At 49.0% G+C, this 14,240-nt stretch carries 13 protein-coding genes; 7 read left to right on the plus strand and 6 right to left on the minus strand.

Going from position 1 to position 14,240, the window contains the following annotated elements; genetic code table 11:
* Positions 1-170: 170 nt before the first annotated feature.
* Both AC1XUF_RS01245 and AC1XUF_RS01250 read right to left on the minus strand, forming a co-directional pair.
* A complete protein-coding gene (locus AC1XUF_RS01245; protein ID WP_483339764.1) occupies positions 171-1,088 on the minus strand; it encodes a cation diffusion facilitator family transporter in 918 nt (305 codons plus the stop codon).
* A gap of 33 nt (positions 1,089-1,121) precedes the next feature.
* Entirely contained in the window at positions 1,122-1,349 is a 228-nt protein-coding gene (locus AC1XUF_RS01250) for a hypothetical protein (RefSeq protein WP_483339765.1), read from the minus strand.
* 222 nt (positions 1,350-1,571) lie between these two features.
* Between AC1XUF_RS01250 and AC1XUF_RS01255 the strand changes: the two genes are divergently transcribed.
* The 5 genes from AC1XUF_RS01255 (at position 1,572) to AC1XUF_RS01275 (ending at position 5,572) form a co-directional block, all read left to right on the plus strand.
* Entirely contained in the window at positions 1,572-2,012 is a 441-nt protein-coding gene (locus AC1XUF_RS01255; RefSeq protein WP_483339766.1) for a MarR family winged helix-turn-helix transcriptional regulator, read from the plus strand.
* Positions 2,013-2,076: 64 nt separating this feature from the next.
* Complete coding sequence (locus tag AC1XUF_RS01260) at positions 2,077-2,385, plus strand: hypothetical protein (protein ID WP_483339767.1); 309 nt, start codon at positions 2,077-2,079, stop codon at positions 2,383-2,385.
* A gap of 190 nt (positions 2,386-2,575) precedes the next feature.
* Positions 2,576-2,992, plus strand: a complete 417-nt coding sequence (locus tag AC1XUF_RS01265; RefSeq protein ID WP_483339769.1) for a hypothetical protein — start codon at positions 2,576-2,578, stop codon at positions 2,990-2,992.
* 103 nt (positions 2,993-3,095) lie between these two features.
* Positions 3,096-3,458 (plus strand): YtxH domain-containing protein, encoded by a 363-nt coding sequence (locus tag AC1XUF_RS01270; protein WP_483339770.1) that lies wholly within the window; start codon positions 3,096-3,098, stop codon positions 3,456-3,458.
* A 284-nt stretch (positions 3,459-3,742) separates the two neighbouring features.
* Positions 3,743-5,572 carry a glycoside hydrolase family 2 protein gene (locus AC1XUF_RS01275; protein WP_483339771.1) on the plus strand — a complete coding sequence of 610 codons (1,830 nt, stop codon included), beginning with the start codon at positions 3,743-3,745 and terminating at the stop codon, positions 5,570-5,572.
* Between the two features lie 51 nt (positions 5,573-5,623).
* On the opposite strand, the gene tal is transcribed toward AC1XUF_RS01275, so the two are convergent.
* From tal to AC1XUF_RS01290, 3 genes are all read right to left on the minus strand, one after another.
* The gene (tal, locus tag AC1XUF_RS01280; RefSeq protein ID WP_483339772.1) at positions 5,624-6,724 is read right to left on the minus strand and encodes a transaldolase; all 1,101 of its coding nucleotides are present in this window, start codon (positions 6,722-6,724) and stop codon (positions 5,624-5,626) included.
* A 157-nt stretch (positions 6,725-6,881) separates the two neighbouring features.
* Complete coding sequence (locus tag AC1XUF_RS01285) at positions 6,882-7,694, minus strand: DUF72 domain-containing protein (RefSeq protein ID WP_483339773.1); 813 nt, start codon at positions 7,692-7,694, stop codon at positions 6,882-6,884.
* A gap of 273 nt (positions 7,695-7,967) precedes the next feature.
* Positions 7,968-8,345, minus strand: a complete 378-nt coding sequence (locus AC1XUF_RS01290; RefSeq protein ID WP_483339774.1) for a hypothetical protein — start codon at positions 8,343-8,345, stop codon at positions 7,968-7,970.
* 239 nt (positions 8,346-8,584) lie between these two features.
* Between AC1XUF_RS01290 and AC1XUF_RS01295 the strand changes: the two genes are divergently transcribed.
* Positions 8,585-10,081, plus strand: a complete 1,497-nt coding sequence (locus AC1XUF_RS01295) for an alpha-amylase (protein WP_483339775.1) — start codon at positions 8,585-8,587, stop codon at positions 10,079-10,081.
* A 49-nt stretch (positions 10,082-10,130) separates the two neighbouring features.
* On the opposite strand, the gene AC1XUF_RS01300 is transcribed toward AC1XUF_RS01295, so the two are convergent.
* Positions 10,131-10,625, minus strand: a complete 495-nt coding sequence (locus AC1XUF_RS01300; RefSeq protein WP_483339776.1) for a low affinity iron permease family protein — start codon at positions 10,623-10,625, stop codon at positions 10,131-10,133.
* A gap of 359 nt (positions 10,626-10,984) precedes the next feature.
* Here AC1XUF_RS01300 and AC1XUF_RS01305 point away from each other — a divergent pair, with 359 nt between their 5' ends.
* Positions 10,985-14,218, plus strand: coding sequence for a TonB-dependent receptor (locus AC1XUF_RS01305; RefSeq protein ID WP_483339777.1), 3,234 nt, complete (start codon positions 10,985-10,987; stop codon positions 14,216-14,218).
* Positions 14,219-14,240 lie beyond the last annotated feature (22 nt).

Raw genomic sequence — 14,240 nt, forward strand, 5'->3', positions numbered from 1 at the left:
ACAACCTTTTCACCCGTAGACGTACAAGACCTTCAAACATGATGATCAGCAGTCACACAGGATGTCTTTCTTGAAAGCTTTCTTAATCGTACCACCAGTAAAAACGAATCAGCTAGTGATTGTTGTCGCCCAAATCGAATCGGTAATCATGAATGTCGAAGTGTTTGTGCTCAGATCATCCATTTTCTTTCTGTTGTAAAAGAAATGGTCAGCCACATTTCATAATCACCTTTGATCTGGTCGTGCAGTTTCTGACGGATTTCGTCCATTTCGGAAACAGAGGTAGCCGATAAGCTTTTTGGTAACAGAAAGTCGATTTCAATGGTGTAGCTATTCCCTGTTTTTGCTACGCGTACCAGGGAATCCAAAAACTGGTATTCGCTGCGAACCTGGTCCGAGACATCATGGATTTTGTTTTCAACTTCGTCGTCTGGGGCGAATTGCAGTAATTCGCGTACGTTTTTCCAAAATGTATGGGCAGGGATGCGCAGGAATACAATTGAGATAATCACGACCATCGCAGGGTCGAGGTAGGGGATCAGATAGGCCAGCGGCCCCCTTTTAAAAAAATAACCCAGCGAAAGAACCCCGAGCACACCTATACTCAGCCAGGCATCGAGCTGCCATTCCGTAGATTCGATCCGCAGGTATTCGGAGCCTAGTTCCGAAGCTTTATTTTTGAAAAACAGCCAGAGCACGAAACAGACGATGATCGATGCGATCAGATAAGGGAGGGCAACGTCGAGTTCGACCGTTTTGCCACCGTTAATGATGTCGATAACCGATGTCGCGAGGGAGTAGAGGCAGAGGAAAATGATAACGGACGACTGTAACGTAATGGCAAAAGGCTGGAATTGCGACCTTCCGAACGGGAGATTATCGTCGTCGGGCTTACGGATAAAGTTGTTGACCAGCAGCGAAACGCCGGAGAGGCTGAGTCCGACCATTGAGAAAAGAGCGTCAAAGATGATTGATTTCGAATCTCCGGCTATACCTACACCGATCGCCCACGCCGTCAGTACCGAGCCAATTGCGATGGAGATTTTGATGAATCTTCTTTCCAGAAGCCTTTTTTTTCGGGAGCTCATTGGGCTTGAACTTTTGAAACAGTCACCCGGTCATCAGGTTGGTTGTCCCGCGATCGATTCGCCGTTCAGTTGTGTTTGCTCAGCTAGCTTCTTCGCTTTTTTATCGGCCCGCTTTTCTGCCTTCCTGATTTTATCGGCAAGTTTCTTCGCTACCTTTTCAACAAATTTCCTGATTTGTTTAGGCTGCTGGTCTGGTTCGCCAAACTTGCCGGTTACCGCTGATACAATCTGGCTTGTAAGCTCTTTTTTTCTGCCTTTCATATGGATGGGACGCTAAGTGACGTCGTAAATCTAAGACTTCCGCCAACAAATTTCATATTAAGTTTTTTCGACCTCATTCAAACACAAGTTCACAAGGGACACTGAAAATGGGGGTCTGATACAGGTAACAGGCCGCCTGCAACTTATTTATAGACCTGCGCTTGTTATTGACGGAACACCATGTACTTTTGTAAAGTAACTTAACAAGTTTACCTTACAAATATGCTCTTAGACCAGGATAAAGGGCAGCTGGCTGTCGAGCTGCGAACAATACTGACCCGACTGATCAAGAAAATGCGGAGCCAGTCGATCACGCGTGACCAGATCTCCCTGACCGAGCGCTCGGTGATTAAGCTGCTCGACCAGCATGGGGCTTTGCTGCCCAGCGAGATAGCCCGGATGGAAAAGGTGACGACCCAGTCGATGTCCCAAATAATTAATCACCTGGCAGAGCTAGGCTATATTGTCCGTCGGCCGCTTGAGACCGATAAGCGGAAAGTCCACATTTTATTGTCTGATGCAGGTCAGGAGATTTTGCGCACTGTCAAAAATGAGGTAGACGAGTGGCTGAATAAGGCCATATACGAAGCCTGCACTGCCGACGACCGTGCCTTGCTGCATCAGGCGCTCGGGCCACTGGCAAAACTGGTTGATTTTGACTGAACCTGGTGGCTCGCTCACAATGAATACTAATGACAAATCAATTACACTTGTTAAATCTCAAAATATGAAATGGTATCAATATCTGGGCGCTTTTTTTGCCGGGCTCTTCCTGGCAAATGTCGTTCCTCATTTTGTAAATGGCGTATCGGGTGATCCATTTCCGACACCGTTTGCAGATCCGCCTGGCAAAGGCCTTTCCTCGCCAACGGTCAATGTTTTATGGGCTTGTTTCAATTTGCTGGTGGGGTATCTGCTGTTGCGTGTGAGCAGGGTATCTCCGAAGAATAAATGGTCGATGCTGCTGTTATTTGCAGGAATTGTGGTTTTGTCGGTAATGGGAAGTATCAACTTTGCGGACAAAATGCATCCCTGAACCGGGCGAGGGTAAGCATAGCTGCATGCAGATTCGGGCGCAGGCCCATTTTACTTCCACATTACCTCATATCTGTTACCTGCTCTTGCTTGTAATCGGTCCCTCTTTTTACGCTCGCTGACAGGCTGCTGGCACGTTGTTTGCTGCTAGGGTGCATTTCCGTTTCCCGATCAAACCTGAACAGTTCAAAATGAAGGACTTTATTAATAAAAGGATTTCGGCCAATACGCTGCATATCAATGAAGTAATCGCTGGGGTCAATGACACTTACGAATATTTGCAGTCCAGAGGTTTGGTTGTCTTGCATGACCCCGCCAATGCCTACAGGTATTTTGTTTTTGATCTCACCGCCAGCCTTACCGGCACGCGTATGCACGCTGTGGAAAATCTGGGCGCATTCATCAATAGGATAAGCCAATTTCGTGAGCTGAAAATGAGTCAGGCAAGGCTTTCGAATGTAGCCTTCAAGTTACTCAAAACATATTTTGACGATCCTGCCGACCACTGGATCCGTTTGGTTGTCAGGCGGTCCGGTGAATATTTTGATTTTCCCGTCGCCGTTATGCTGGATGACCCGTTTATCCGGTTCGCGAAAAAAACTTCTTGAAACGATCTGAAGGAAGAGGAAAGAGGGCTCAGCACATATGCGTAGTCGCGAGCTATGGCACGTTTTTAGCTTACTAGCATTGTCAAACCAAAACGATAATGTGATGAGCACGAAATATGAAGATGACGAAAGTGAAGACTCTAATGGCGGTTTTGCGTTAGGTCTGCTGGTTGGCGCCACCCTAGGGGCACTGGCTGCAATGCTATTTGCCCCCAAATCTGGTGTCGAAACCCGGCAGCAGCTAAAAGACCTTGCCGACCGGCAAAAAGAAAATCTCAAAAATCAATGGCAACAAGCCAAAGAGACAGCCGCCGGTACTGTTGATGCAGCCAGGGAAAAGCTGGATGAGGCAGCAGAGCAAACCAAAGATACGGTCGATGTATACGCAGATAAGGCCAAAGAAGCGGTTGATTATCTGGCCGACGGCACAAAAGCAACCGTGGACAGGTTTCAAAAGAGATATTGATGCAACTCCGGTAAGTGTCCGTTGCGCATACCTTGAAAGAAATCACGCTGATTATCACTATTGAAATCAATGGTGGCAATTAGCGGGAAACTGCTAGGCGGCCTGGTTTAAAGACCAGGTGAGCTCAACAGCATACAAGAAAACCATTTGTCCCGGGGGCCTATGGGTTACCCCACTTGTAAGGTTTACTTCCTTTACTAAGCAGGTAATCCGCATTGATTGGTTCCCCGTTATCGGCAACCTCTTCCCCTTTGCCTTCCCCTTTTGCTACTAATTCTTACATTATGCTAAACCACACAAACTACGGTTCTTCCAAAAGCAGGGAGGCCTCCATGGATGAAGACGCCCTTCGCGACAATCTCCCGCGGGCGGTAACCAGGCCGAATAAATATTTACTGCTTGATGGCGAATGGAAATTTGCTGAGGACACGGAAGACCGGGGAATTGCTGAAAACTGGTTCACACAATACACATTTGTTCAAAACGCACATTGGCCGGGAAGCGTGGAGCAGCATCTGGCTGTATCCAGACATAACGGCTCTTCCTGGAATGATAAGATTATTGTATGGTATGAACGCGAGTTTGCATTGCCGGACTACCTGTCTCCCCAGAACGACAACACCATTGTGCAGCTGACTTTTGGCGCATGCGGATACGAAACCCGCGCCTGGCTGAACGGACATCTGTTATCAACCATTGAAGGTGAGCAGGTACATACGGGGGAGTATACTTCGTTTTCTTATGAACTGGAAGACCTTTTGCCTGTAAACAGGCTCACAGTCCGCGTCGCCAGCAGCATGGACGCGGATATCCCGCGTGGCAAGCAGGAGTCGCACGTATACAAGAGGGGAGGTATCTGGTATCAGACTTTCACCGGCGCTGTTCGCAGTATCTGGCTCGAAAAGGTGGAAAGAAATCGTTTGCGGTCAAGGGTAGGAGTGGTGAGCATTATTGAAGATAACCTGGTGCGGTTTACGCTCACTACCCGTATCCATGATCCTGGTTTATACAAGATCACACTATCCGTGTATGCACCTGAGGCGGGAAAATATGACAGGCTCGTTGCCGAAGACGAATTTCCAATGGTACTGGAAGCAGGCCAGAAATCGCAACGGCTTGTTCTCGACGTGCCGGACGCCCTCCTTTGGTCGCCGGATTCCCCCAGTCAATACCGGCTGGTTGCCCGGCTTATTGATGAAAGAGGTGCCATGTCTGTCATTGAAACCAATTTTGGATTGAGGAAATTTGAGGCCAGAGGGAGTCGGCTGTATCTGAACAATCAGCCGATTTATCTGGATGGCATCCTCTACCAGCCTGGCAATGCGACCTACGATCAGATCAAAAACCATTTGCTCGCCATGAAAGAACTGGGATGCAACCTGGTCAGGATTCATATTGCAGGTGTGGACCCACGCATTTATAAGCTTGCCGATAAAATCGGGATGCTATTGTGGGTTGAGGTGCCCAGTCCACATCAGTCGACGCAAAAAAGCCGTGAAAATCACCAGGCTGAGCTCATGCGCATGCTTGCATTGATTGGTACACACCCTTCTGTAACCATCTGGAGTCTGTATAATGAAGACTGGGGAGCGCAGGATATTGCTTATAATCATGAGACCCGCTCGTATATCATTGACATGTACCATTTCATGCAACTTGCGTATCCTCAGTTCCTTGTTGTCGATAACGATGGCTGGCAGCACATTTCGTTAGAAGGCCGGCTTAAATCCGACCTTTTGACGGCACATTTGTATACGGCAGACCTCGGGCACTGGCAAAAGGTGCTCGATGAGCTGACAAACGGGGACCTGGATACCGTGGCTGCATTTCCGCTGGTAGTGGGCGATCCGTTCTTTTACAGGAAGCAGGTGCCTCTCATCGTGAGTGAATGGGGAGGATTTGGTTTTGAAAATTACGGTGGCCCGGCAGATAATGCCGCACGCGCGGAGCAGATTGCGCTTTTCAAAACGGAACTTAGGAAGCGGTCGGTAGCCGGGGACGTTTACACACAGGCAACTGACATTGAAGACGAGCGAAACGGATTAATTGACACCCAAAGTGCTGAACTTCGGGTGCCTGCAGGCCTGCTCGCTTCAAAGACAGACCAAGCATAGCAGCTTAAAACGGCTATGGGGTCGTCGCAGCATCAAACGATACCAGGCAAACTAGTTGGCTTTGGTTTTTTGCTTTTCGATGGCATCCAGCAATTTCTGAAACGGCTTGTTGAATTTGTCGATACCTTCTTCTTCCAGCTGCTTTGTTACTGCGTCTATGTCAATTCCCGCAGCTTTTATTTGTTCCATGATCGCAGTCGCCGTGTCAAGGTCGTTTTCCAGGCGGCTCGCCGGATCGCCATGGTCACAATAGGCTTCCAGCGTTTCCATCGGGATCGTGTCCACGGTATCCGGTCCGATTAATGCTTCCACGTATTTTGTATCCTTGAAAGCAGGGTTCTTGCTGCTGGTGCTCGCCCATAACAAACGCTGCGGCACCGCGCCTTTGGCTGCCAGCTTTTTCCAGCGGTCGGTACTGAATACGCGTTGATAGATCTCATACGCCTTTTTGGCTGAAGCGATGGCCACTTCTCCTTTGAGATCGCCCAGGCCTTTTTCATCCAGGAGCGGATCAACCAGCACATCTATGCGGCTTAAAAAGAAACTGGCAACGGAAGAGATATGATTGATAGGCAAGCCATCCGCGGCTCTTTCTTCCAGTCCTGAAATGTAGGCTTCAGTAACCGCTTCATAACGGTCGAGGCCAAAAAGCAATGTCACGTTGATGTTGATTCCTTCCCTGATCGCTTTCTGGATTGCGGGAAGTCCAGGTTCTGTGCCCGGAATTTTGATCATTACATTTTCTTTGTCAACGGCTTTCCAAAGTTCACGCGCCTGTGTGATGGTTCCCTCTGTATCAAGCGCCAGAAAAGGGGATACTTCCAGGCTCACGTACCCGTCGGCACCCACTACTTCGGCGTCGTACACAGGTCTCAAGAGATCACAGGCCGTTTTAATATCTGCAATGGCAAGGCCAAAGAATATTTCTTCGTTGGTTTTGTCGCCTTTTGACAATGCGGCGATATCCGCGTCATAATCTGAGCTGCTGCTAATCGCCTTTTCAAAAATGGCGGGATTGGAAGTAACACCTCTCACACCGTCTTCCTCGATCAATTTTTTTAACCCGCCTGAGAAAATGATCTTGCGATCAATAAAATCCAGCCAGATACTTTGACCGAAGTCATGTATTCGTTTTACCTTATTCGACGTCATCTGATTCTATTTAATTGTTTAACTGAAAAATCTATGGATCTTCTGTTTTCACATGGTCCCAATTCCCTAACCATGTTTTTGCTTTTTTAATTACAAATTCCAACCACGTCGCATTGCTGCGCGGATTGGATCTCACGATCCGCCATGGATCAAATATTCAAATTTGCGGCTGTTTTTCTGTCTGGTTTCGCTGATGCGGGCCGCCGCGGTCACCCTGGAACTCTTCGACAAGGAGCCTTTCGAGTGTACGTAAATTCTCAATCGCCGCACCCATCGTATTGTTGAAGTACACATACACAGTTTTTCCCGAGCCCTGCCACTGCGAGATGTATCCGGCGTACTCGTACAACAGCCCCTGGTCGTAACTGCCTTTGTAATCGCCATCGGGCCCGTGAAAACGCAGGTAAACATGTTCCGCTTCCAGCTCTGGCTGGGGCGATTGGCTGGCTGACTTGTCATGGTAGACCATCGCCGCATGATATTCGTTCAGAAGGTCATAGGTTTGCTGCTGGTACCAGGAAGGGCTTCTGAATTCCACAGAAACAGGCCAATTGTCTTCATTTAACGCTTGTAAACGGGCCAAAAGAAATGCGACTTTCCCGAACTGCTGGCTTTTTACAGAGGCAGGGAATTGAACGAGGATGGTGCCTCTCTTGTCGCGGGCTCCTGCAATCACCTGGAAATACTTCTGCAGGTCGGCCTCATTGAAGTCGAGACCCGGGCTGTGTGAAACCTGTTTCCAGAGTTTAAATGTAAACCGGAAATCTTCACCGACAGCCTCGCTCCATTGCGCTATCGTTGAAGGTCTGGGAAGTTTGTAGAAAATGGAATTGACTTCAATGGAATTGAACAAGGTACCGTATACCCTGATCCTGCTGCTGCCTTCGAGGGCCGGAGGGTAGGCTTGTCTGTTTTTATAAGGTAAAACCAAACCACTTAGTCCAAGGTATAATGATCCACACTTATTCATATCCTGCTTAGTATTTTTTTGCTATGCAAAAGGCATAACAAAATCGAGCCTCTTGTTTTCAGTGCGCACGATCAGCCGCCGACTAGGTATTGCCGCCAGATCAATGTGGTATGCGGCGGCAACAGGCGATGGATACCAGCGATGTTTCACAGGGTAGGGCACCGAGGCGTTTCCGGAAGGGGGTAGCGTTACGGTACAGGGGCGATCCATCCTGGCGATGAAATTGCCGTTTGTATTATCCGGCCGGAAGAAACGACTGGGACGTGTAGCTTACTACAGACTTATCATCACATTATAAGCCTTCCCGCCTTCTTGATAAAAAATATTGAAGCGGCTGTCCGAAAGTGATACGACCCTGAATGTGGAAACCTTTGGCGCTCCTTCCAGTTGTGCATCCAGCATGATCAGGCCGTATTGGTTGGTTACTTTATTGATCCTGAAAGGCTTCCTCAAAGGGCTTTCAGTGTAGTTGGCGGCGTTACTGGAAAGCTTCGTCTGCTGGATCGCAGTGAATTCAGTTCTATTGGAAATTGCCTTCTCGAACTCGCCAAAGCCGGGAACCTGGCTGGAGTAAGCGATTCCAAGTAAGTTGGTGGAAGAGGGATAAAAAAGATTGTATCCGATTGCCCGTGGCAAACGGTACCAAGGCACAAAAGCAAAGAGAGGATTTTAACTTTCATATTCCCAACAGTTTGATGATTTCTGAAGATCTAACGGTCCGGCCCGACCAGATAAATGTACAAAAATCCCTTTTTTGCTCAACACCGATGCGATCATGCTCATCAGATTCCGGACGTGATACCAATTCGTGTACAGCGACGCAAAAAGCAGGGATGCGGCACGGTTATTTCTGAGGGCATAAGATCATTTCTTGTTACAAATCATATATCATGGAAAATTTTACAATGCTTCAGTTCTTCGAATGGTACTTTCCCTCCGACGGGACCCTTTGGAAACATTTCAGGGATGAGGCGCCGCGTTTGAAGCAAACTGGCATCGACTCTGTGTGGCTGCCCCCGGCACACAAGGGCATGGAAGGAGGTTCGTCTTCAGGTTATGATTCTTATGATCTATACGATCTTGGGGAGTTCGATCAGAAGGGTTCAGTACGCACAAAATACGGCACCAAACAGGAACTGCTGGATGCGATCAAAGCGGGCAAAGAATCTGGTCTGCAGGTATACTGCGACATTGTCCTCAACCACATGGGGGGTGCGGATGAGGTGGAAACCGTGCCGGTTAAGGAAGTAACGCCGGAAAACCGGACAGAATTTATCAGCGATACCTTTGAAATGGAGGCTTATACCAAATTTACTTTCCCAGGAAGGGGCGGCCGGTATTCGCAGTTCGTATGGGATTACCAGTGCTTTTCGGGTGTGGATTACAATGCTTCCACGCAGCAAAATGCCATTTACAGCATCCAGAACCAATATGGTGAAGGATGGCAGGATGTGCTGGACCTCGAAAACGGGAATTACGACTACCTGATGTTATCCGATATTGAGTTCCGCAACCCGCATGTGCGGCAGGAGCTGAAAAACTGGGGTGAGTGGTTTGTGGAAACGGTGAATTGCGATGGTTTCCGTCTGGATGCGATCAAGCATATGGACCCGACCTTTTTTAACGAGTGGCTTGACCACCTGAGGGGGAAATACCAGCGGGAGTTTTACACGGTTGGGGAATATTGGGCACCTTATGACCTCGCTTCCATGCATGCCTACATCGAAGCGACAGGGGGGAGGATTTCACTCTTCGACGCGCCGTTGCAGGCAAACTTCTTTCGTGCATCCAAAGAAAACGAGCATTACGATCTGCGATTGATCCTGGACGAAACCCTTGTACAAAGCTACCCTTCACTGGCAGTTACCCTGGTTGAGAATCACGATACCCAGCCCTTGCAGTCACTGGAGCAGACCGTAGAAGGCTGGTTCCGGCCTATTGCTTATGCCATTATCCTGCTGAGGGACGCGGGGTACCCTTGCGTCTTTTATACCGACCTTTACGGGTCCAGGTATATCGACACAGGCAACGACGGCCAGGAACACGAAATCACAATGGAAAAATTGAACGGGCTTGAGACCATGCTCAGCGTCCGAAAAAATTACGCATATGGTCCGCAGCACGATTACTTCGACAATCTCAACTGCATTGGCTGGACCCGTGAAGGTGACGAAGAACACGCTGGCTCGGGTTGCGCCGTATTGGTCTCCAATCACGAAGACGCAGAGAAAACCATGTTCATCGGCCCCCGGCACCACGGTCGCGTATTTTCCGACTGCCTTGGGAATGTGACTGAAAAAGTGACCGTCGGGGAAGATGGCAGCGTGGTTTTCAGCGTGAAAAGCCGTTCCGTCAGTATCTGGGTGGCCGACCCAGAAAACCAATGATGAGAATTGATCAAAATATCCGTGAACGGCCAGTCTCGGATATTTTGTTTTAATCTTCATCGGATTTCTCATCAGAAGCCCGCGCTTTACCTTTGGTCCTGTGCACGGTTTTTGATTTTTCCTTTTGCAGGTCATCGGCGGCATCTATAGAATAGGAATCATGGATATCCTGGTCTTTTTCCGACTCGTCGGACAAACGCTGGTAGAACTTGTGCAAAACTTTGAGCTCCTCTTCCGTGAGGTCTTCAATGTCGACCATCCTGTTGCTGGCGCGCTGGCTGGCGGCGATGAGCTCGTTGAGTTTAAGCTGGATGGCCATAGAGTCCTTGTTTTGAGATTTTTGTATGATAAATACCATTAAGAAGGTGATGATCGTCGTGCTGGTATTGATCACGAGCTGCCATGTTTCGGAATAATTGAACAAGGGCCCTGTCGCGCCCCAAACCACTACAAGTGTAAAAGCAGCCAGGAAAGCGGCCGAGCTGCCCGTCCATTGTGTGGCTTTGGTGGCCACAATCTCAAAAAGTGCATTTAGTTTTTTCATTGGGATAGGAAATCAATTCTGGTTATACAATTGCCGGGATTGTACAAAAATCGTGCAAAGGAAATCAGCACAGGTACCCGCCCCAAGTGGGTATTTTGAGTAATACTTGCAACCCGCTTATTCAGGAAAATCGTTGCCTCTGCGGGGATGACAGGACGTCTGCACACCCGCAAATCCAGGGAGAGCGGGGATGAATATATCCGTATCACCTACATTTTAATCTCAAGATTAAAGCAGGATTTAAAAACAATTAAAAGAAGATTAGAAGATAGGCGGGAGCTGCTGACGTAACATTGGCTTAACATCGGTTTCTGGGATTTGCCGGACTTTTATGCTGTACAATCAAACAGTTAAGTCTCATGAAGCATTTTGTTTCTACCCTGCTATTACTCTTTTTCATTGCCACCGTTGCTACTGCCCAAATTACCACCAGCGGTATCAGCGGCCTTGTCAGCGATAACAAAAATGCCAGCCTGATCGGCGCGACGGTTCAGGCTACCTACATTCCCACCGGCACCAAATACGCGACGGTTACCGACATTGACGGACGTTTCCGGATCAACAGCATGAACGCCGGCGGACCTTATCGGATCGACGTCACCTACGTAGGTTTTAAAACAGAAACCCTCTCGGATATCGTCCTCCAGCTTGGAGAAACGACCAACCTGAATGTCACTTTAAAGGACGAAGGCCAGACACTGACCGAAGTGACCGTTACAGGGTCGCGGGGCGGCGAGCGGGAGGGCGCCGGGTCGAATGTAAATGCGGAAACCATTCGCCGGTTACCCACCATTTCACGCAGTCTGACGGACATGACAAGGACTTCGCCCCAGGTCAATAACAACAATTCCTTTGCGGGCACCAACTTCCGCTATAACAACGTAACGGTCGACGGTGCCGTGAACAACGACGCGATCGGCTTCAGCCCATCGCTGGGCGGCTCCACGGGATCGACCGGCCAGCCTGGGTCCAGTACCCGTACCAACCCGATCAGCCTGGACGCCATTCAGGATATCCAGATTGCCGTTGCACCATTCGATGTCAGATTGGGCAACTTCCTGGGAGGGTCGGTCAATGCGGTAACGCGGAGCGGTACCAATGAAGTGACGGGCTCGGTGTATGGATTTGGCCGTAACTCGGCACTTGTAACCAAATGGAACGGTGCTTCGGATGCGAAAGAAAAACTGCCCAGTACCTTCTACGAATACCAGACAGGTGCCCGAGTGGGCCTCCCGTTGATCAAAGACAAGCTTTTCTTCTTCACGAACGAGGAAGTGACCCGCCGCCAGGACCCTGTCCAGTTTCAGGCAGGTACTCCGTCCTCTTTGATTAAGGATGCAGCGGTGGCCCAGGAGATCACGGATTTTGTAAAAACCAATTACGGCCTTGATGCCGGCTCTTTCGGCAATTACTCGATCTATTCAAAAAGCACCAAGTTTTTCAACCGTATCGACTGGAACATCAGCCGTAAACACCAGCTGTCGGTCCGCAACAACACGGTATTTTCGGAAGCCACTAACCTGGAACGCGACGCACAGAACTTCCGCTTCGGGAGCATCGATTTCAAGCAACATAACAATCAGACGAGTACGGTTGCGGAGCTGAAAAGCCAGTTTGGAGGTCACTCGTCCAATAGTCTGATCGTGGGTTATTCCTCGATCCACGACTACCGCAATACCCTGGCGAATATCAGGACTTTTCCGCAGGTTGAAATCGGGTACAACGGCGGAACGATCTTCCTGGGCAACGACCGCGAAGCATCGGTTTTTAATCTGAAGCAAAAGACGTTCGAGGTGACCGACAATTATACTTTTTATGTGGGTAAAAACACCTTCACAGTGGGAACGCATAATGAGTTTTATCATATCAATTACGGGTTTGTCAATTCTCCCAACGGGCGTATTTCATATAGCAACCTCGACCAGTTTCTGGGCATCGGCACGCCCAACAACCAGTCTCTGCCCAACCGTGTGCGTGGTTCTTACCCCTTTTCCGATCCGACCAACAACCTGGAAACGCAGTTTAATAATCCCTATGCGCAGTTCAAGGTTAACCTGCTGAGCGCATATATTCAGGACGATATCCAGCTGACCGACCGTCTTAAAATCACCCCGGGCATCCGTCTGGATTATTCAGGATTGCCTAATAAGCCTGCATTAAGCCCTCTGGTTACCGCAGCGGCGACAGATCCGGGCTATGGTACCACCTATTCTTATACCCCGCTCAACCAGATCAACAATAAGTACCTGAACAACGTACAGGTTTCGCCCCGTTTGGGATTCAAATATGATGTGAAAGGGGATAAGAGCGTGATCGTTCGCGGCGGAACGGGACTGTTCACCGGCCGTATTCCTTTTGCGTGGCTGGGTTATGCATTCTATAACAATGGCGTAGGTTATGGGGCTTATGATTTCAACAACAATGCAACAGCCGCAACCAAGCTGGTGGGCGATCCGCTTGTGCCAAACGGTGGCGTGCTCATCAACAACAATCCGGCTAACGGCGGCGTAAAGAGGACCCAGGTAGACCTCATCGACAATCATTTTAAGATGCCGCAAATGTTCAGGAGCAACCTGGCGGTAGATTATACGGTGGCCGGCTATAAGTTCACGGTCGAGGGCTTGTACACCAAGGTGATCCAGGACCTTAAATTTCAGCAGGTCAATACCAAAGACGTGGTCCGCTACTATAGCTACGACACCCAGCACCAGCAGCCGATTTACGTGGCTGCAAACGGATCGGCCGGAGCCCAGCGGATCGACAATAATTTCGCGAACGCTTACATGCTATCCAATACCAAGCAAGGCCACCGTTACAGCTTAACCGGCCAGATCCAGAAGACTTTCCCGATGGGCTTTGGTTTCTCGGCTGCCTACACTTACGGAAAATCCTACGATATCACCAATGGTATCCGCAACTCGATGGAATCGAACTGGCAGCTGAACCAGTCGCTGACCCCCAATAATCCTAAGCTTGGTTATTCGAATTTTGACATCAGGAACCGTATCGTAGGCACTGTCAACTACCGTAAATCATGGAACCCGAAAAATGCGACGACGGTCAGTTTGTTTTACTCGTTCCAGTCGGGCACACCGTTCTCCTGGGGATATGTAAACACCACCATCGACGGAACAGGGCAGGCCAACAGCCTGGCTTACATTCCAAAGGATCTTGCCGAGGCGCAAAAACTTTTGCCGACTGGTACACAAGCTGCTGATTTCATGGCCTTTGTTGATTCAAAATCCTATTTGAAATCAAGGAAAGGAAATTTTACGGAAAGGAATGGGGGCCGTACACCCTGGAATAACACCATGGACCTTCGTTTTATGCATGAGTTCAAGATCAAAGGCCGACAGGCGCTTCAGATTACTTACGACGTGCTTAATTTCCTGAACCTGGTTGATAAAAAATTGGGCTACTCTTATTTCTCGCCCAATACTTTCAACTCAACAGCTTCCATCGGCTTAGCGCGCGCGACCAACCCCACGACGGGCGATCCTACTTTTACCTGGACCAAACCCGGCGCCCCTTATTCGATAGACCCGCTGGCCTCCAGATGTCAGATGCAGCTGGGCGCGAGATACTCATTTTAGTAACAGGTCACGAATGACATAA

This window comes from Dyadobacter sp. HNCC25DJ185, assembly GCF_056895195.1.